Annotated in this window: 14 protein-coding genes and 1 pseudogene; 7 read left to right on the forward strand and 8 right to left on the reverse strand. The window is 73.2% G+C overall.

Annotation, left to right across the window (positions count from 1 at the left end; genetic code table 11):
• Nucleotides 1-43 precede the first annotated feature (43 nt).
• The gene (locus E4198_RS22980) at nucleotides 44-1,003 is read left to right on the forward strand and encodes a slipin family protein (RefSeq protein ID WP_136184831.1); all 960 of its coding nucleotides are present in this window, start codon (nucleotides 44-46) and stop codon (nucleotides 1,001-1,003) included.
• A 172-nt stretch (nucleotides 1,004-1,175) separates the two neighbouring features.
• Nucleotides 1,176-2,252, forward strand: coding sequence for a S1 family peptidase (locus E4198_RS22985; protein WP_136184832.1), 1,077 nt, complete (start codon nucleotides 1,176-1,178; stop codon nucleotides 2,250-2,252).
• 95 nt (nucleotides 2,253-2,347) lie between these two features.
• Here the strand turns inward: E4198_RS22985 and E4198_RS22990 are convergent, their stop codons facing one another.
• From E4198_RS22990 to E4198_RS23020, 7 genes and pseudogenes are all read right to left on the reverse strand, one after another.
• Nucleotides 2,348-3,376, reverse strand: a complete 1,029-nt coding sequence (locus E4198_RS22990) for an aspartate-semialdehyde dehydrogenase (protein WP_136184833.1) — start codon at nucleotides 3,374-3,376, stop codon at nucleotides 2,348-2,350.
• Nucleotides 3,377-3,453: 77 nt separating this feature from the next.
• Nucleotides 3,454-4,132 (reverse strand): annotated as a pseudogene (locus E4198_RS22995) (metallophosphoesterase family protein); the annotation flags it as partial.
• 126 nt (nucleotides 4,133-4,258) lie between these two features.
• Entirely contained in the window at nucleotides 4,259-4,645 is a 387-nt protein-coding gene (locus tag E4198_RS23000) for a TraR/DksA C4-type zinc finger protein (protein ID WP_136184834.1), read from the reverse strand.
• 107 nt (nucleotides 4,646-4,752) lie between these two features.
• The gene (locus E4198_RS23005) at nucleotides 4,753-6,549 is read right to left on the reverse strand and encodes a glycoside hydrolase family 18 protein (RefSeq protein ID WP_247597975.1); all 1,797 of its coding nucleotides are present in this window, start codon (nucleotides 6,547-6,549) and stop codon (nucleotides 4,753-4,755) included.
• 219 nt (nucleotides 6,550-6,768) lie between these two features.
• A complete protein-coding gene (locus E4198_RS23010) occupies nucleotides 6,769-7,536 on the reverse strand; it encodes an ABC transporter permease (protein WP_136184835.1) in 768 nt (255 codons plus the stop codon).
• On the reverse strand, nucleotides 7,533-8,273 hold the full coding sequence (locus E4198_RS23015; RefSeq protein ID WP_136184836.1) for an ABC transporter ATP-binding protein: 741 nt from the start codon (nucleotides 8,271-8,273) through the stop codon (nucleotides 7,533-7,535). Before E4198_RS23015 ends, E4198_RS23010 begins: the two co-directional genes overlap by 4 nt.
• Nucleotides 8,266-8,865 (reverse strand): TetR/AcrR family transcriptional regulator, encoded by a 600-nt coding sequence (locus E4198_RS23020; protein WP_210732886.1) that lies wholly within the window; start codon nucleotides 8,863-8,865, stop codon nucleotides 8,266-8,268. Before E4198_RS23020 ends, E4198_RS23015 begins: the two co-directional genes overlap by 8 nt.
• Nucleotides 8,866-9,027: 162 nt before the next feature.
• On the opposite strand from E4198_RS23020, the gene dnaE reads away from it, so the two are divergent.
• Both dnaE and E4198_RS25625 read left to right on the forward strand, forming a co-directional pair.
• A complete protein-coding gene (gene dnaE, locus E4198_RS23025; protein WP_136184837.1) occupies nucleotides 9,028-12,483 on the forward strand; it encodes a DNA polymerase III subunit alpha in 3,456 nt (1,151 codons plus the stop codon).
• A gap of 542 nt (nucleotides 12,484-13,025) precedes the next feature.
• Complete coding sequence (locus tag E4198_RS25625) at nucleotides 13,026-13,985, forward strand: hypothetical protein (RefSeq protein WP_247597976.1); 960 nt, start codon at nucleotides 13,026-13,028, stop codon at nucleotides 13,983-13,985.
• On the opposite strand, the gene E4198_RS23035 is transcribed toward E4198_RS25625, so the two are convergent.
• Nucleotides 13,982-14,935, reverse strand: coding sequence for an IS481 family transposase (locus E4198_RS23035; RefSeq protein ID WP_136184839.1), 954 nt, complete (start codon nucleotides 14,933-14,935; stop codon nucleotides 13,982-13,984). The two genes, E4198_RS25625 and E4198_RS23035, sit on opposite strands and share 4 nt — an antisense overlap.
• Nucleotides 14,936-15,469: 534 nt before the next feature.
• On the opposite strand from E4198_RS23035, the gene E4198_RS23040 reads away from it, so the two are divergent.
• From E4198_RS23040 to E4198_RS23050, 3 genes are all read left to right on the forward strand, one after another.
• Nucleotides 15,470-16,348: an alpha/beta fold hydrolase gene (locus E4198_RS23040; RefSeq protein WP_136184840.1), complete on the forward strand. Its 879-nt coding sequence runs from the start codon at nucleotides 15,470-15,472 to the stop codon at nucleotides 16,346-16,348.
• Between the two features lie 81 nt (nucleotides 16,349-16,429).
• On the forward strand, nucleotides 16,430-17,788 hold the full coding sequence (locus E4198_RS23045) for a hypothetical protein (protein ID WP_136184841.1): 1,359 nt from the start codon (nucleotides 16,430-16,432) through the stop codon (nucleotides 17,786-17,788).
• Nucleotides 17,789-17,973: 185 nt separating this feature from the next.
• Complete coding sequence (locus E4198_RS23050) at nucleotides 17,974-18,957, forward strand: tripartite tricarboxylate transporter substrate binding protein (protein WP_136184842.1); 984 nt, start codon at nucleotides 17,974-17,976, stop codon at nucleotides 18,955-18,957.
• Nucleotides 18,958-19,030: the final 73 nt, after the last annotated feature.

Raw genomic sequence — 19,030 nt, forward strand, 5'->3', positions numbered from 1 at the left:
GCGGGTTTACCGTGGGGGATAAGTCGGACTTTGGGGGCCAGTCATGATCGTCGAGCTCATCCTTGCCGCACTGGCCGGCGGCGCCGTCTACGCAGGCGCCGCCGCACGCGTCATCCGGCAGTACGAGCGGGGGCTGGTGTTCCGCCTCGGCAAACTGCAGTCCACGCTGCGCGATCCCGGGTTCACGATGGTGGTGCCCGGGATCGACCGCCTGCAGAAGGTCAACATGCAGATCGTGACCCTCCCCATCCCCGCCCAGGAGGGCATCACCCGGGACAACGTGACGGTACGGGTCGACGCCGTCGTCTACTTCCGCGTCATCGATCCGGCGGACGCCGTGGTGCGCGTCGAGGACTACCGGTTCGCCGTCTCGCAGATGGCGCAGACCTCGCTGCGGTCGATCATCGGCAAGAGTGAGCTCGACGACCTGCTGTCCAACCGGGAGAAGCTGAACCAGGGGCTGGCCATCATGATCGACAGCCCGGCGGTCGAATGGGGGGTCAACGTCGACCGCGTGGAGATCAAGGACGTCTCGCTTCCGGAGAGCATGAAGCGGTCGATGGCCCGGCAGGCCGAAGCCCAGCGCGACCGGCGGGCGCGCGTCATCAATGCCGACGCCGAACTGGAGGCGTCGAAGAAGCTCGCCCAGGCGGCGCGGGCGATGTCCGACACGCCGGCGGCGCTCCAGCTCCGGCTGCTCCAGACCGTCTCCAGCGTCGCCACAGAGAAGAACTCCACCCTGGTACTGCCCTTCCCCGTCGAGCTGCTCCGCTTCCTGGACCGCTCGCAGCGCACCGGCGACTACGGTCCCCCGGATGCGGGCGCCGGTTCGGCTGAAGAGGCGGAGGCGGACGCCGTCCGACGCGAGCTGGCTGCCGAAGGCGTGCCCGCCGAGGGGGAGATCGGTGCAGGTCCCGACCAGGATGTGGGGATCGTGCCCCCTGTGGACGTTCACCCCGAACTCGAACTCGGGGAAAAGCGGACGGATTCCGGGAACCAGTAGGCCGATTACCGGACAGTTCCGGCTTTTCGGGGGTTGTGTCGCCTGGAGTGACGCGTGATACTCGGCGGTCACATTGGCATGGACGCGCCTCCCCCCACTTCGGCGTGCCCGTGCCTCCACCCTCCGGGTGTGCCCCGTCTCGGGCCCACCCGCCCCCACAGGAGGTCGAGAGTTGAGACACCGTCGGATACCCAAGCGCCGCGCCGCAGTCGCCGGAGCGGCCGTGGCCGCCCTCGTCGGGGGATCGCTGACCCTGGCCAACGCCAACGCCAGTGAGAGCCCGGCGCCCGCGCCCGCACCCAAGACCCTCTCGGTGCAGGCGGCGACCGGCCTCGCCGACAAGCTCGTCGGCGACGTCGAGGGCCACGCGGGCGCGTACTACGACGCGGACGCCAAGCGCCTCGTGGTGAACGTCGTCGACGCGGCGGCCGAGAAGACCGTCGAGGCGGCCGGTGCCGAGGCCCGCGTCGTCGAGCACACCCTGGCCCAGCTGAACTCGGTGAAGGACACCTTCACCGAGCGAGACCTGACCGGCACCTCCCGGGTCGTCGACCCGGTGACCAACAAGGTCGTCATCACCGCCGACCGTACGGTCTCCGGAGCCGAACTGGCCGACCTGAAGAAGCAGGTGAAGGCCGAGGGCGGCAAGGCCGTCCTCAAGCGCACCGAGGGCGAGTTCACCACCCGCATCGCAGGCGGGGACGCCATCTACGGCGGCGGCTCCCGCTGCTCGCTCGGCTTCAACGTCACGGTGGGCGGCCAGCCCGGCTTCATCACCGCCGGCCACTGCACCGAGGCCGTCTCCACCTGGACCGACGAGGCCGGCGCCACCCTCGGCGACACCGAGGGCAGCAGCTTCCCGGGCGACGACTACGGTCTGGTGATGTACTCGGGCAGCGTGGACAACCCGAGCGAGGTCAACCTCTACGACGGCACCACCCAGGCCATCTCCGGCCCGGGCGAGGCCACCGTGGGCATGCAGGTGACCCGCAGCGGCAGCACCACCCAGGTGCACAGCGGCACCGTGGAGGCCGTCAACGCCTCCGTCTCCTACCCGCAGGGCACGGTCGACGGTCTGATCCAGACCGACGTCTGCGCCGAGCCGGGTGACAGCGGTGGCGCGCTCTTCGCGGGCGACAAGGCGATCGGCCTGACCTCCGGCGGCAGCGGCGACTGCAGCTCGGGCGGCCAGACCTTCTTCCAGCCCGTCAGCGAGGCGCTCGACGTGTACGGGGCGACTCTCCCCTGACGCCGACGCGCACGCGGTGACACCACGACGGTGCCCCCGGACCTTCCCGGTCCGGGGGCACCGTCGTGTGCGCGCAGCGCGCTCGGGCGGGAGCGTCAGCGGGACTCGGCCGCGACCAGCTCCGCGATCTGCACGGCGTTCAGCGCCGCGCCCTTGCGCAGGTTGTCGTTGGACAGGAACAGCGACAGCCCGTTCTCCGCGGTCTCGTCGGCGCGGATGCGGCCCACGTAGCTGGCGTCGGCTCCCGCGGCCTGGAGCGGGGTCGGGATGTCCGACAGCTCCACGCCCGGCGCGCCGGCCAGCAGCTCCCGCGCGCGCTCCGGGCTCAGCGGGCGCTCGAAGCGGGCGTTGACCTGGAGGGAGTGGCCGGTGAAGACCGGCACGCGCACGCAGGTGCCCGACACCTTCAGGTGGGGAACGTCAAGGATCTTCCGGGACTCGTTGCGGAGCTTCTGCTCCTCGTCCGTCTCGTCGAGGCCGTCGTCCACGATCGAGCCGGCGAGGGGCAGGACGTTGAAGGCGATCGGGCGCTTGAACTTGTTCCCCTCCGGGAAGTCCACCGCGTCGCCGGCGAACGTCAGGCGGGTGGCGTCCGTCTCCACCGCCTTGCGGGCCTGCTCGTCCAGCTCCGCCACACCGGCCAGGCCGCTGCCGGAGACCGCCTGGTAGGTGGCGACCACGAGCGCGGTCAGGCCGGCCTCGTCGTGCAGCGGGCGCAGCACCGGCATCGCGGCCATCGTGGTGCAGTTCGGATTGGCGATGATGCCCTTCGGGCGGTTCTTCGCCGCGTCGGGGTTGACCTCCGAGACGACCAGCGGCACCTCGGGGTCCAGCCGCCACGCGGAGGAGTTGTCGATCACGACCGGGCCCTGGGAGGCCACCTTTTCCGCGATCGCCTTCGACGTCGCGCCGCCCGCGGAGAAGAGCACGATGTCCAGGTCCGCGTAGTCGGCGGTCGATGCGTCCTCGACGGTGACCTCGCCGTCCTTCCAGGGCAGGGTGCGGCCGGCCGAACGCGCCGAGGCGAACAGGCGCAGCGTCTCGACCGGGAAGTTCCGCTCGGCCAGGATCTCGCGCATCACGCTGCCGACCTGACCAGTGGCTCCGACGATCCCGATCCTCATGTGGCTCCTTCTGCAGTGCGCGTGCAGCGCTGGTGTCAGCTGTGTGCAGGGGGTGTGCTTGTGTCCTTGTGCTTCCCCTACCCTGCACCGCGTCGCTCACGGGGGCCAATTCTTTGACATCGGTCACACTCCGTGCCGCCCGGCGGCCGGCCGCCGGGCGGGCCGAAGGCGGCCAGCGCGTCCTCCGCGCTGTTGCGTGCCCGGACGTACTCGTCCGCCCAGGCGGCGGCGTCCGGAATCCCGGACGCGGCGGGCGATGCGGGCACCTGCGGCGTCGGCGTCGTACGCGGTGCGGCGGAGCGACACGGCCTCGCCCGGCCCGAGCAGCGCCCAGTGCGCCCCCGGGCGCCCGTACGGCATGCCGACACTGCCCGGATTGACCACGAGCCGTCCGTGGGTGAGGCGGACGTACGGCATGTGCGTGTGGCCGCAGACCACGACCGCCACGTCGTCGCCCACCCCGGAGAGCACCTCCGCCCAGCGCTCCGGACGCGAGTCGACCAGCACCACCTCCTCGTCGTCGCGCGGCGTGGCGTGGCAGAACAGCACCCGGCCCAGCCCGGCGACGTCGAGGGTGGCGGTTGCGGGCAGCCCGGCCAGCAGCTCCACCTGGTCCGCGCGCAACCGCTCCGCCGCCCAGGGGGCAATCGGGTCGGCAAGCTCCGTGCGCCGGCCGCGGCGGTACTCGACCAGCTCCCGGTCGGCGTTGCCCGACACCCACACCGCGCGGTCGCCCAGACCGGCCAGCAGGTCCAGGGTGGCCGCTCGCCCCGTCCAGCCATGTCGCCAGCCGCCCCGCCGTCTCCCACGCGCCCTCGTCCATCCCGTGCCCTCCCTCGTGTCCCCGTGCGGCCTCGCGGCCCCGACGCGTTCCGCCTTTCGTCAACGGGGGTGGGCCTCGGCACAGCGGACGCAGAGCGTGGCTGCCGGGCGTACTTCCAGGCGTTCGGCGGGGATCGGCTCGCCGCACCCTTCGCACCGTCCGTACGCACCGTGCTCGAGCCGTCGCAGTGCCTGATCCAGCTCGTCCAGGTGGGCTCGCGCCCGATGCAGAAGGGCAACGACATGCTGGCGTTCGAAGGCGGTGCTGGACCCCTCCGGGTCGTGCTCGTCGTCGATCGCCACCAGGGCGTTCGCCTCGACGATCCCCTCGTACTCACGTGTCAGCGCCGTGATCTGCGCGCGCGTCTCGATACGCCGGGCGCTCAGCCGCTCATGGACGGTCTGCTCGTGTTCCCGAGGGGGTCCGCTGTCGGAGTGCTCGCTCACGTCACCGACAACGCCGACGGCCCGGCCCGCGTTCCCCGCCCGGGGCAGCAGCGGACCAGCCCGCTTGGGGTTCCCCCGGGCGCGGGCGGACTGGTCGGGCGGGTCGCTCAGCGTCCGTAGTAGGCGTCGAAGTTGCGGGAGAACTCCCGGCCGTTGAATTCGTCCCAGTTCACCGACCAGGTCATCAGCCCGCGCATGCCCGGCCAGGTGCCGTGTGGCGCGTACGAGCCGCAGTCGGTGCCCCGGGTCAGGCAGTTCAGCGTCCTGTCGACCTCGGCGGGGGAGATGTGGCCGTTGCCCGCGTTGACCGACGCGGGCAGTCCGATCGCCACCTGGCCGGGGCGCAGGGGAGGGAAGAAAGCGTCCTGGTCGCCGGCCACCGGGAATCCAGTGAGCAGCATGTCGGTCATGGCGACGGGGAAGTCGGCGGAGCCCATGGTGTGGTGCCGGTCGTCCAGCCCCATGATGGGCCCGGAGTTGTAGTTCTGGACGTGCAGCAGGGTGAGGTCGTCCCGCAGGGCGTGGATCACCGGCAGGTAGGCGCCCGCGCGCGGGTCCTGGCCGCCCCACTCGCCGGAGCCGTAGAACTGGTAGCCGAGCTGCACGAAGAAGGTCTCGGGCGCCATGGTCAGGACAAAGTCCTCGCCGTACCGCGCGGTCAGCGTCTCCAGCGCGGAGATCAGGTTGACGATCACCGGGGTGGTCGGGTTCCGGAAGTCGGTGTCGCCCTCGTCGAGGGACAGGGAGTGCCCCTCGAAGTCGATGTCCAGACCGTCGAGTCCGTACTCGTCGATGATGGCGCCGACGGAGGAGACGAAGGCGTCGCGGGCCGCCGCGGTCTCCAGCCGTACCTGCCCGTTGGCGCCGCCGATGGAGATCAGCACCTTCTTGCCGGCGGCCTGCTTGGCCTTGATCGCGGCTTTGAACTCCGCTTCGGACTCGACGTCCGGGCATTCGCTCTGTGGGCAGAGGGAGAAGCGGATGTCGCCCGAGGTGGGGGCGGTCGGCTCGCCGAAGGCGAGGTCGATGACGTCCCACGAGTCGGGCACGTCGGCCATCCGTGTGTAGCCGGAGCCGTTGGCGAAGCTCGCGTGCAGGTAGCCGACCAAGGCGTGTTCCGGCAGGGCTCCGGCGCCGTCGCCGCCACCGCCGTCGCGCGTGGTGGCGGTGACCGTGGCGGACCTTGCGGACTCGCCCGCGGAGTTCACGGCGGTGACCTGGAAGGTGTACGAGGTGGCGGGGGACAGGCCGGTGACCGTGGTCGAGGTGCCCGTGACCTCGCTCGCCCCGGCGCCGTCGCGGTGGACGCGGTAGCCGGTGGCGCCGTCGACCGCGTCCCAGCTCAGCGACACGCTGGTGGAGGTGGTGGCGCCGGCGGTCAGTCCGGTGGGTGCGGCGGGCGGCTGCGGGTCGTCCGGATCGCCGCCGGGGCCGGTGAGGGACAGGTCGTCGGCGTGGTAGGCGGGCGTGCCGTACCAGCCGTGCAGGTGGACGGTCACCGAGGTCGTGTCCGGGCCGGTCGTGAAAATCGTGGACAGCCGGGTCCAGTTCGCCGCGGAGGGGGTCCACGCCGAGACGTCGGTGGTGCCGGTGCCCTTCGCGCCCAGGTGGACGTAGCTGCCCCGGACCCAGGCGCTCAGGGTGTAGGTGGAGTCCGGCCGCACGGTCACCGTCTGCCTGCACTCGGCGTTGTGTCCGCCGCCGGGCACCGCCTTCAGCGCCGAAGTGCCGCTGCGCACCGGGCTGTCCACGGCCGTGCCGCTGCCCTCCGCGCAGCTCCAGCCGTCCAGGCCGGACTCGAAGCCGCCGTTCCGGGCGAGTTCGGCGCCCGCCGCGTGGGAGGCCGGCCCCACGGCAGCCAGCCCGCCAGCCGCCAGGGTCGCGGTGAGGAGCAGGGCGCGCAGCCAGTGGCGCGCGCGACGGCGGGGCGGACGGGGCGGTGCAGGGCGTCCGGAACGTCTGGGGCGGTCCACGACAACCTCCGGGTGGACGAGGGCGAGTGTCGACGCAATCTGGTCCAGACCAATGGGGTTGTCAAGGGGGTGCGTAGCCACGGGGTTCTCCCCAACCCGGGGGAAGGACGCCGTGCGCCGGGCGCGGAGGGCGCAGACCAACCCGCCCCGTCAGCGGTCGAGTTGGAGGCGGTGCCAGGTCAGGAGGACCGCCGGCACGAAGACGACGGGGACCAGGCCGACGAGCGCGAGCTGGGCGGGGGAGACGCCGGCCGGGTGCAGGGCCCAGAGCGCCGGCGCGGTGAAGGGGAACCAGGCACCCGTTCCGGCCACGGCCACGACCTGCGCGACGACGAGGATGCCCACGGTGGTGGCGATGCCGGGCAGCAGGCCCCGGCCGAGCGTGGCGGCCCACGCGGCGGGGAGGGCGAGGAGGGCGGACAGCGCGGTGAGCGTGAACTGCCGGGCCAGCGCGCCGGTCACGCCGGCGTCCACCGCCCCGAGGCGAAGAGCGGTGCCCACCGCGCCGAGCAGCGCCGTCAGCAGCGCGGCGACGCCCAGTGCCCAGAGCAGGTAGACGGCCAGTTTCGCCGCGGCGACGGCCGGACGGCTTACGGGCAGAGCGAACAGCCCGCTGATGGTGCCCTCGGTGAACTCGCGGCCGAACATCCAGCTCAGCACGGTGCCGAAGCCGAGGAGGGAGGCGGCAGCGGTGACCTGGGCGACCACACCCATCAGACGGTCCCAGCCGGCCTCCCCGGCGAGGGGCCCGAGCTGGGCGAGTACCCGTTCGTTGCCCCGGGCGGCCGCCCACGTGAGAGAACCGGCGAGCAGGGCGATGCCGACGACCAGGAGGACCGTGGTGACGAGGACCGCCCGGGAGGCCGAGGTCTTGCGCCCCTCCACGGTGAGGGCCGCGAGGCCGACGGTGCCGTTCATGCGGCCTCCCGGTCGCCGTGCCGTTCCTCGTCGGCGTGCACGAGGCGGAAGAACGCCCGCTCGATGTCCGCGCCTTCGGGGTCGAGGGAGCCGATCACCCCGCCGCGGTGGAGGACGGTGACGCGGTCGGCGATGCGCGCCACCTCGTCGAGGTGGTGGCTGGAGACGAGGACGCCGGCCCCCGCGCCCGCCCGCCGCAGCAGGATCTCCCGCAGCCGGATCACGCCCCTCGGGTCCAGGGCGTCGGTCGGCTCGTCGAGGACGACGACGGACGGATCGTGCAGGAGCGCGGCGGCGAGGCCGAGCCGTCGCCGGTTGCCCTGCGACAGCACGCGCGCACGCACTCCCGCGTAGCGTTCGAGGCCGAACGCGGTGATGCCCGCGCGCACCGCCTCCTCGAGACGACCGCGGGGGACTCCGCGCAGCGCCGCGGCGATCCGCAGGTTGGTGCGGGTGTCGAGGTCCGCGTAGCAGAGTGGGCCGTCGACGAGGTGCCCCACTCGTGCCCACGCCTCCGCCCCCGCCGTGCGGACGTCGTGCCCGTCGATGCGTGCCGTGCCGGAGTCCGGGCGCAGCATGCCGAGCAGCAGGCGCATCAGGGTGGTCTTGCCGGCTCCGTTGAGCCCCACCAGCGCGTGGATCTCCCCCGCGGCGACCTCGAGGTCGATGCCGCGTACGCCGGTGTGCGGAGAGAATCCTCGGGTGAGTCCCCGCGCGGTCAGCCGGAGGTCAGTCATGAGAGTGCTCCGCGGTGTCCGGCGTGTCCGGCGGGTCCAGGGTGTCCAGTGCCACGGCAACCGCCTCTGCCAGGGCGACGTCGTCGCGGCGCGCCCACTCGAAGAGGGCCGCCAATAGCGCCGCCAGCGCCGCCCCCGCCGCCGCGTGGGCGCGCAGTACGGGAGTGCCGTCGCGGACGAGCTGGTCGACGATGAGCTGTTCGGTCGCGGCGTTGTTGCGCCACGCGGCGGCACGCAGGGTGGGGGTGAGCGCCACGATCCGGACCCGGCGGCGGACGAGATCGCTCTCCGGCTCACCGAGTTCCCGCCAGGCGTGACGGATGCCCCGGACAGTGCGTGGCAGCGCCCCCAGGGAGTGCGGCCGACTGGCGACGGCGGCGGCGATGAGCGGGTCGTACGGGTCGTCGAGAACGACGTTCTCCTTGGCCCGGAAGTGGCGGAAGAAGGTCATCTCCGTCACCCCGGCCGAGGCCGCGATCTGCGCCACCGTCGTGCGCTCGAACCCCTGGCGCTCGAACAGGTCCAGCGCGCAGCGCAGGATGCGCGCGGAGGTTCGCTGCCGCTTGCTGGTCGCCGAGTCGGGTGCTGCCACAGGCTCATGTTAGAGACTAACTTTTCTCCGTGGCAAGCGGTCGTCGCAAGGAGTGCGCGTCGTCCCCCAAGGGGATCGAACATGTATTCGAGCAAGGCGCTATGGTGGGAGGTGAGAGGCGAGTGAGCCGGGGGGTGCGGACACGGTGGGAGGTGCGTGCGGATGACGGGATTCGTGCATCTGCACGTGACCAGCGGTTTCTCGATGCGGTACGGCGCCTCGTCCCCCGAGGCGCTGGCGCACCGGGCGGCCGAACGCGGGATGGAGGCGGTCGCCCTGACCGACCGGGACACCCTCGCCGGCGCGGTCCGGTTCGCCCGGGCGACCGCGCGGGAGGGGGTCCGGCCGGTGTACGGGGTGGAGCTGGCCGTGGCGGAGCAGGCGGAGGCCGCGACCGCCGTGCGCCGCCGCCGCACCCCCGTCCGCGGCGGCGCCTTCGTCGACGAGTCGGCCCAGCGTGCCGTCTTCCTGGCGCGCGGCGGCGCACCCGGCTGGGCCTGGCTGTGCCGGGCCGTCACCGCCGCCCACGCCTCCGGCAGCGACCGCCCCCAGCTGGACTGGCAGGACCTCGCCGGGAACGGTGACGGGACCGCCGGTCCGGTCGTCCTGCTGGGGGCGGAGTCCGACGTGGGTCGCGCGCTGGCCGCCGGCCGCCCCGACCGGGCGGCCCGCCTGCTCGGCGCGTGGCGGGACCTCTTCGGCGACGGGCTGCGGCTCGCCGCCACCGCCTCGGGACCGCTGCGCGAGGCCGCACGGACGCTCGGCCTGGCGGTGCAGGAGGGCGTACGGCCGGTGCTGACCAACGCCGTGCGGTACGCCGACCCCGGGCAGGGGCCGGTCGCCGACGTCCTCGACGCGGCGCGCCGCCTGGTGCCGATCGACGAGCGCCGGGGGCTGGACGGCGGCCAGCGGTGGCTGAAGGGCCCGGAGGAGATGGCCGGGATGGCCGCAGCGGTCGCCGAGGCCGCGGGCTACCGGAGTGACGTCGCACACCGGCTGCTCCGGGTCACCGAGGAGACCGCCGCCGAGTGCCGGATCGACCCCGAGGACGACCTGGGCATCGGCCGGGTGCACTTCCCCGAGCCGCAGCTGGTGGGCGCCGCGTGGCGCACCGCCGAGCGGGTGCTGCGCTCGCACTGCACGGCCGGCATGGTGCGCATGCGCTACGACCGCGATGCCGCGCGCTGGCGCCGCCTGGAGAACGAGCTGCGGATCATCGAGCAGCTCGGCTTCTCCTCCTACTTCCTCACCGTCGCCCGGGTGGTCGAGGACGTGAAGGGCATGGGCATCCGGGTCGCCGCCCGCGGTTCCGGCGCCGGTTCCTTCGTCGCCCACCTGCTGGGCATCACGAACGCCGACCCGGTCGAGCACGACCTTCTGATGGAACGTTTCCTCTCCTCGCGCAGGAAGGCCCTCCCGGACATCGACATCGACGTCGAGTCCGCCCGCCGGATCGAGGTCTACCGGGCGATCTTCGACCGCTTCGGCGAGGAGCGGGTGGCCACCGTCGCCATGCCCGAGACCTACCGGGTGCGGCACGCCGTACGCGACGTGGGCGCCGCCCTCGGCATGGACCCGGCCGAAGTGGACCGGCTGGCCAAGGCGTTCCCGCACATCCGGGCGAAGGACGCGCGGGCCGCGCTCGCAGAACTCCCCGAACTGCGCGACGTCGCCGCCGAGCAGCACGGCGACCGCTTCTGGTCGCTGGTCGAAGCGCTGGACGGGCTGCCGCGCGGCGTCGCCATGCACCCCTGCGGGGTGCTGCTCTCCGACCGCTCGCTGCGCGCCCGCACCCCGGTGGTGCCCACCAGCGGGGAACACCTGCCCATGTCCCAGTTCGACAAGGACGACGTGGAGGAACTCGGCCTGCTCAAGCTGGACGTGCTGGGCGTCCGGATGCAGTCCGCGATGGCGCACGCCGTGCGCGAGGTCGCCCGCGCCTCAGGCGAGCGGATCGACCTGGACTCCGTGCCGCAGGGCGACCCGGCCACGTACGACCTGATCCGTTCCACCGAGACCCTCGGCTGCTTCCAGATCGAGTCCCCCGGGCAGCGGGACCTGATCGGACGGCTCCAGCCGGAGACCTTCCACGACCTGGTCGTGGACATCTCGCTGTTCCGTCCCGGTCCGGTGGCCGCCGACATGGTGCGCCCCTTCATCGAGGCCCGGCGCGGCGGCCGTCCCGCGCGGTACCCGCACCGCGACCTCGAGCCCGCGCTGCGCGAGACCCACGGCGTGGTGGTCTTCCACGAGCAGATCATCCGGGTACTGGACGTGATGACCGGCTGCGGCCGTCCGATGGCCGACGAGGCTCGGCGCGCACTCTCCGACGCCGAACGGCAGGGCCGGGTCCGCGCCTGGTTCACCCGCGAGGCCGGCCGGCGCGGCTACGGCGAGGCGACGGTCGCCCGCGCCTGGGAGATCATCGAGGCGTTCGGCTCGTACGGCTTCTGCAAGGCGCACGCCGTCGCCTTCGCCGTGCCCACTTACCAGTCCGCCTGGCTGAAGGCCCATCACCCGGCCGCCTTCTACGCCGGGCTGCTCGAACACGACCCCGGCATGTACCCGAAACGGCTGCTGCTGGCGGACGCCCGGCGGCGCGGGATTCCCGTCCTCCCCCTGGACGTGAACCGTTCGGGGACCTCCTACCGGATCGAACGGGAGTCCGGCTCGGGGGAGTGGGGGCTGCGGCTCGCGCTCCGCGAGGTCCACGGCATCAACGAGGCGGACGCCGGCCGGATCGCCGCCGGACAGCCCTACGACTCGCTGGCCGACCTGTGGCGCCGTGCCCGCCCCTCCCGCCCGGTCACCGAGAACCTGGCCCGGGTCGGCGCGCTGGACGCCTTCGGCGGCAACCGGCGCGACATGCTGCTGCACATCGCCGAACTTCACCGCCACCAGCGGGGGAACGGCGCCCGCGAGGGCCAGCTCGCCCTCGGTGAGGCCGCCGCACCGGAGGCCGCGGGCCTGCCCGATCTCAACCGCGACGAACGACTCGGTGCGGAGCTCGGCGTCCTCGGCATGGACACCTCCCGCCACCTGATGGGCGACCACGCCGAGTTCCTGCGCGAACTCGGCGCCCACTCCGCGCGGTCGCTGCGTACCGTCCGGCACGGTGAGACGGTGCTGGTCGCCGGGGCCAAGGCGGCGACCCAGACGCCGCCCATCCGCAGCGGCCGCCGGGTCATCTTCACCACCCTGGACGACGGCACCGGGCTGGTCGATCTCGCCTTCTTCGACGACAGCCACGCCGCCTGCGCGCACACCGTCTTCCACTCCTGGCTGCTGCTGGTGCGCGGGGTCGTGCAGCGGCGCGGGCCGCGCAGCCTCAGCGTGGTCGGCGCCGCCGCGTGGAACCTCGCCGAACTGGCCGAACTCCGCCGCACCGGCGGTCTCGACGCGGTCGCCGCGCGCCTCGCCTCCGGCGGGGGAGCCGGCACCGGCGAGGGTGACGCCCCGGACGAGGGCGCCGCCGAGGAGGGCGACCCCACCGGAGGACGGCGGATCGAGATGTCCACCGGCTACCGCATGCACCCCTGGGCCGACCTCCGCCCGGCCGGGGACCCGGCCAGGACGCCGCGGAAGTTCTGGCACTCCAGCCCCGGGAGCGCGGGATGACCCGCCGGCCGGCACCGTCCCCCGCTCTGCCGGACCCCGCCCGTCTCGCCGCGGCTTACACCGCCCTCGCCCTGCGCTCACCCCGCGCGGGTGCGCGGGGTGAGCGCGGTTCCGTCGGCGCTTCCCGGTCCCCCGCCGGCCCGGCCCGGCGGCGGCCGAAGGCGCCGGACCCCGCGGGAGGCGGCGGCGCGACGGGCGCCTCCCGCGGCGCGGCCGCAGCGGCACCGGGCCCCGGAGGAGAGGAGCCGCCCGCCTCCGCGCGTGCGGGGAGCGGTTCCCGCACGCCCGGCCTGCCGGCAGTACTGCCGGACCGCGTCCGCGTCGCGGCGGCCCGCGCCGCCTCCGCCGCCTTCACGGCGGGGCGTCCGGCAACGGCGGCCGCCGTGGAGGCCCGCGACCCGGTGCGCGACCCGGTGCGGCGGCCCCGCCGCGGGGGCCCGGAACCGGGGGAACCGGGAAGTGGCGGCGACGGGGAGAACACCTCCGGCCGGGTCCCCTCCGGGCGATCCTCCGAGCCGGGGCCGACGCCCCGTGTCCTCTACGTGCACTTCGGTGAGGCCGCCCGCGACCACTACCCCGAACTGCTCGAACTGCTCGCCGACCTCACCCCCGTGGTTCAGGCGCTGCCCCCCGACGCCGCCCTCGCCGACGTGCGCGGCGCGCTGCGCTACTTCCGCAGGGACGCCGCCGGCCTCGCGGCCATGATGCGGCTGCGGGCGCTGGCGCTGTACGACGCCGACTGCACCGTCGGCGTCGCCGCCAACCCGCTGCTCGCCAGGATGGCCGCGCACGACGGACCGCCGGGTGCCGTACGGTGCGTGCCGGCCGACCCGCGCGGCACGGCCGCGTTCCTGGACCGCAAGCCCGTCGCCGCGCTGCACGGCGTGGGGCCCGCGACGGCGCGGGCGCTCGCCGCGTACGGCCTGGACAGCGTCGGCCGGGTCGCCGCCGCACGCCCCGGTACGCTCCAGCGCATCCTGGGAGCCGCCGCCGGCCGCCGGGTGCGGGAACTGGCGTGCGGCGTCGATCCCACGACGGTCGTGCCGAGCGCTCCGGCGCGCGCGATGAGCCGCGAACACCGCTTCGGGCGGGACGAGCTGGACGCAGACGTACGCCGCCGGGCCCTGCTGACCCTCGCCGACCAGCTCGGCTTCCGGATGCGGACGGAGGGGCAGGTCGCCCGCGCCCTCACCCTCACCGTCCGGTGCGCGGACCGGTCCACGCTCACGCGCACGCGCAGGCTGCCCGAGCCCACGGCGCACACTCCCGCGCTGACCGCGCTCGCGTACGCCCTCCACGACGGGCTCGGCCTCCAGCGCGCCCGGGTGCGGGCGGTCGCGCTGCGCGCGGAGGAGCTGACGGCCGCCGAACTCGCGACCCACCAGCTCTCCTTCGACCCCGGCGAGGAGAAGGCACGCCGCGCCGAGGCGGCAGCAGACCGGGCGCGCCTCCGCTTCGGCCCCGGCGCCGCACATCCCGCAGGCGGTCTCGACGCGGCCTAGTTGTGTTGTTCGGTGAGGTTGGTGACGCGGCTGGCTGGCACGTTGCCGCTGATGCCGGTGTGGGGTCGGTGGTAGTTGTACCAGTCGAGCCAGTGGGGGAAGGCGGCTTGGCGTTCGGCTTCTGAGGTGTAGGGCTGGTGGTAGGCCCATTCTTCCAGCAGGGTGCGGTGGAAGCGTTCGACCTTTCCGTTGGTCTGGGGTCGCCAGGGCCGCGTCCAGCGGGGGCTGATGCCCAGGTCACGGCAGGTGTCGCGCCAGGTGTTCTTGGTGTAGGACCAGGCGTTGTCGGTCAGCACCCGCTCAACGGTGATGCCCCGCGCTGCGAACCAGGCCGTAGCGCGGGTGAGGAAGCCGGCGCAGGTGTTGGCCCTCTCATCGGGCAGGTCCTCGGTGTAGGCGAGTCGTGTGTGGTCGTCCAGCGCCGTGTGCAGGAAGGCGTAGCCGGTCTGGGTGCGGTTCTTGCGTCCGGCTGCCCGGCCCAGGACCTTGTGGCCGCCGCCGTCGGGGATACGGCCGAGTTTCTTGACATCGATGTGGATCAGTTCACCGGGTCGCTCGTGTTCGTAGCGGCGTATCGGCTCGCCGGTGGCGCGGTCCAGCGTCGCGAGTGCGGGCATGTGGTGGCGGTGCAGGATGCGGTGGCAGGTGGAAGGCGCCAGGCCCGTGCGGACGGCCAGTCGCAGAGGGCCGATGCGGTGCTCGCGCCGCAGTTGCAGCACGCGGTTCTCCAGCTCGGGAACGGTCTGCCGTGGGCAGTGGTGGGGGCGGCTGGAGCGGTCACACATTCCGGCTTCGCCGTGCCGGCGGTAGCGGCCTGCCCAGCGGGCGGCGGTGGTGTGAGCGACCTGGAACCGCTCGGCTGCCCGCCGCAGCGGCCACCCGTCGTCCACGACACAACGGGCCAGACGCAGGCGACCGGTCGGAGTCAACGGGGCGTTACGGTGGGACACGAGGGCCTCCTGGCGTTCGGCGTAGATGTCGCAATCCACACCGGAACCAGAAGGCCCTCACCTCATGCAAGGACCACAAGCAGCGTGTCGCCTGTCACCAACGTGCCGGGACAACACACCTAGTCCCGGGCGGCCGACGGCGAGGGCCCCTGCCCGTCCCCGGCGGCCGGAGCGGTCGCCGACCGCCGCCGGGCGCGGGCGACGGAGGCGTGTCACTGCTGGGTGGCGGGAGGGCGTGTCGTGTGGCCGGAGCATCAGACGGACGCCGGGGGCCGGCCCTCGGGGGCGGCCTGCACCCCGTCGCCCGTACCGCACGCCGGGGCCGGAGCCCCTGTGCCGGATGGGCTCCGGTGCGCGGCGGGGCGCGCTCCCGCCGTCGGCCGCCGACCCGGAGCCGCCGAAGTGGGCACGGAACCTTCACCGTTGTGACGCTGGCCACACTTGTTACTGATCCGTACCTTGCGCTCAGGGGGGAGACCCCCTGGTCCGGCCACCCCACCGCCGTACCCCCTGAGCCGCAAGGAGGCAGACCGCATGAAGCTGTCCTGGAAACGTGCCCTCAGACCCGCAGCAGCCCTGGCCGGGGTGCTCGCCCTGGTCCTGCTGCCGGCCACCACCGCAGCCGCCGCCGAACAGTCCGCGCCGCGGTCCGCCGCCGCGTCGAGCAGCGGCTGGAACGACTTCTCCTGCAAGCCCTCCGCCGCCCACCCCCGCGCCGTGGTCCTGGTGCACGGCACGGGTGGCAACTCCGTCGACAACTGGCTCGGCCTGGCGCCCTACCTGGTGAACCGCGGCTACTGCGTGTTCTCCCTCGACTACGGCCGGCTCGACGGTGTGCCCTTCTTCCACGGCCTGGGTCCGATCGAGGACTCCGCCGGTGAACTGTCCGCGTACGTCGACCGGGTGCTCACCGCGACCGGTACCGACGAGGTGGACATCGTCGGCCACTCGCAGGGCGGCATGATGCCCCGCTACTACCTCAAGTTCCTCGGCGGCGCCGACAACGTCCACACCTTCGTCGGCATCGCGCCCAGCAATCACGGGACGACCCTGCTCGGCCTCACCAGGTTGCTCGATCTCTTCCCCGGTCTGGAGGACGCCATCGACGGCAGCGCGCCCGCGCTGACCCAGCAGGTGGCCGGGTCGGACTTCCTGCAGCACCTCAACGACGGGGGCGACACCGTTCCCGGCGTGGAGTACACCGTGATCGCCACCCGCTACGACCAGGTCGTCACGCCGTACCGGACCCAGTTCCTGGAGGGCCCGAACGTGCGGAACATCCTGGTGCAGGACCGCTGCCCGGTGGACATCTCGGAGCACCTCACCGTCGCGCTCGTCGACCGTGTGACCTTCCACGAGACGGTCAACGCCCTCGACCCCGCGCACGCCACCCCGGCGAACTGCTTCTCCTGAGGCGCGCCGGAAAGAACCGAAGCCGGCCGGCCGGGTAAAGAAATCGCCCGATCGGCCGGTTTCGGAGTTAACGTCGTAAATATGAACATCGCAGCGAAGTCCCGCGCGGGCAGGCACCCGCTCGCGCTGGTGCTGGCGGTTCTCGCCGCGGTCGTGCTGCTGGTGGTCGGGTCGGCCTCCGCAGCCCGTGCCGCGACCGGGCTCGACAGCGCCGCCGCGGCCCTCAGGGAGGGACCGGTGTACGTGGACCCGCGCGCCTCGGGCACCCTGCCCGACGGCGGTGCGGACGCCCTCGCGGACACGATCCGCGACGCGGACAAGCCCGTCTTCGTCGCCGTCCTGCCGGACGCGCCGGAGTTCGACGCGCAGACGCTCATGCAGGACCTGCGCACCGAGGTCGGCGTCACCGGTGTGTATGTCGTCGCACTCGGTGACCGGTTCGCCGCGGCAGCAGACTCCCAGGTGATGTCGAACAACGCCGTCACCAATCTCGAAGGCGCCGTCGAACGCGGCAACGAGGGGAACGTCGCCGCCATGGTCGACGACTTCGTGGACCAGGCCGTGCCGCAGGCGAACGGAACCGCGCCTGCCTCCTGGGACGGCGTGGGCTCCGAGGGCACCTCCGCAGGCTCGTTCCTGGCCGGTCTCGCCGTCCTGGCCGCCCTCTTCGGGATCGTGCTGGGCGGCGTCGCCCTGGTGGGCAGCCGCGGCCGCAAGCGCCGCGCACAGGCGGAGCGGGAGCGACTGGAGACGCTGCGGCCGGTGGTCGACGAAGACATCACCGCGTTCGGCGAGGAACTCGACCGGCTCGACTTCTCCCCCTCCGAGCCCGGTGCGGACGAGGCCAAGCGGGCCGACTACACGCACGCCCTGGACGCCTACGACCGCGCCAAGGAAAAGATGGCCGCCGCGCGGCGCCCCGGCGACGTGCGCGGCGTCACCGAGGCGCTCGAGGACGGCCGTTACTCGCTGGCCGTGCTCGACGCGCGGCGGACCGGCAAGCCGCTGCCCGAGCGCCGGCCGCCCTGCTTCTTCGACCCGCGGCACGGGCCGTCCGTCCAGGACGTCGACTGGGCGCCGCCCGGAGGCAGCGAACGCACCGTGCCGGTCTGCGCCGCGGACGCCACCCGGCTCGCCGGCGGCGAGGAACCGATGAGCCGCGAGGTCGACACCGCCGACGGACGCCGCCCCTACTGGGAGGCCGGACCGGCGTACGGGCCGTGGGCGTACGGCTACTTCGGCGGCGGCGTCCTGCCGGGCCTGCTGATGGGCACCATGCTCGGGTCGATGATGACCGGCCCGTACGGCGGGTACGGTGACGGCGGCTTCGAGGGAGGCGACGTCTCCGGCTCCGACTTCTCCGGCGGGGACTTCGGCGGCTTCGGCGGCGGCGACTTCGGTGGTGGCGGCGGGTTCGGCGACTTCGGTGGCGGATTCTGACCGGTGAGTGCGCGCCCGCGGTAGGGCGCGTACCGGGCGAAAGGCGCCGAAGCGGCCCGTCCCGGCCGTGACCACAACGACCACAACTCTTCTTAAGACCACAAGCGAGACAGCACCGCCCTCCCGTGGGAAGCATGTGGGCCGCTTCACACCCACCCCCGATCCCACGGAAGGCGGTGTCACGCGTGCGCCTTCGCACCACCCTCGCGCTGCTCGGGGCGGCGCTGCTCGTGTTCGCCGGACCGCCGCTGCTCACCTCGGGCAGCAGCGACCGGACGGGCACCAACATCCCCGGCCTGCGCATCATGGTGCCCAACACCCCCGGCGGCGGCTACGACATCACCGCCCGCACGGCTGCCAAGAACGCCGAGGACGCCGGCCTCACCCACGGCACCGAGGTGTTCAACCTGCCCGGCGCGGGCGGCACCGTCGGCCTCACCCGCACGGTCAACGAGCAGGGCAACGGCAAGCTGACCATGCTGATGGGCCTCGGCGTCGTCGGAGCCGTCGAGACCAACCGCGCGCCCTCCACCCTCAGCGACGCCACCCCGATCGCGCGGCTCATCGAGGAGCCCAACATCGTCGTGGTCTCCAAGGACTCGAAGTACCGGACCATCGAGCAGCTGATGGCCGACTGGAAGCGCGACCCGGGCTCACTGCCCGTCGGCGGCGGCTCCTCGCCCGGCGGCCCCGACCACCTGGCCCCGATGCTCATGGCCCGCGCGTCCGGCATCGCACCCACGTCAGTCAACTACGTGCCCTTCGACGGGGGCGGTGAGCTCCTCGCCTCCGTCCTCGGCGGGAAGGTCGCCTTCGGCGTCTCCGGCGTCGGCGAGTACCGCGACCAGATCGAGTCCGGCGAACTGCGGCTCCTGGCCGTCACCGGCCCCGAGCGGGTCGGGGGTTTCGACGCGCCCACGCTGAAGGAGGCGGGCGTCGACGTCGAGTTCACCAACTGGCGCGGCATCGTCGCGCCCCCCGGCCTCAGCGACGCCGAACGCGAACGCCTCATCGCCTTCTTCTCCGCCCTGCACGGCACCGAGGAATGGCGTGCCTCCATGCGCCGCAACGGCTGGGACGACGCGTTCCTCACCGGAAAGAAGTTCGGACGGTTCCTCACCTCGCAGGAGAACCGCGTCGACTCGGTCCTGAAGGAGCTCGGCCTGTGAACACCGAAACCGGCACCGACCCCGGCGAAGCCGACGAGACCGGAACCACCCCCGCATCCGCCGCCCCCGGGAG

This window comes from Streptomyces sp. RKND-216 (genome assembly GCF_004795255.1).
Classification (GTDB): domain Bacteria; phylum Actinomycetota; class Actinomycetes; order Streptomycetales; family Streptomycetaceae; genus Streptomyces; species Streptomyces hazeniae.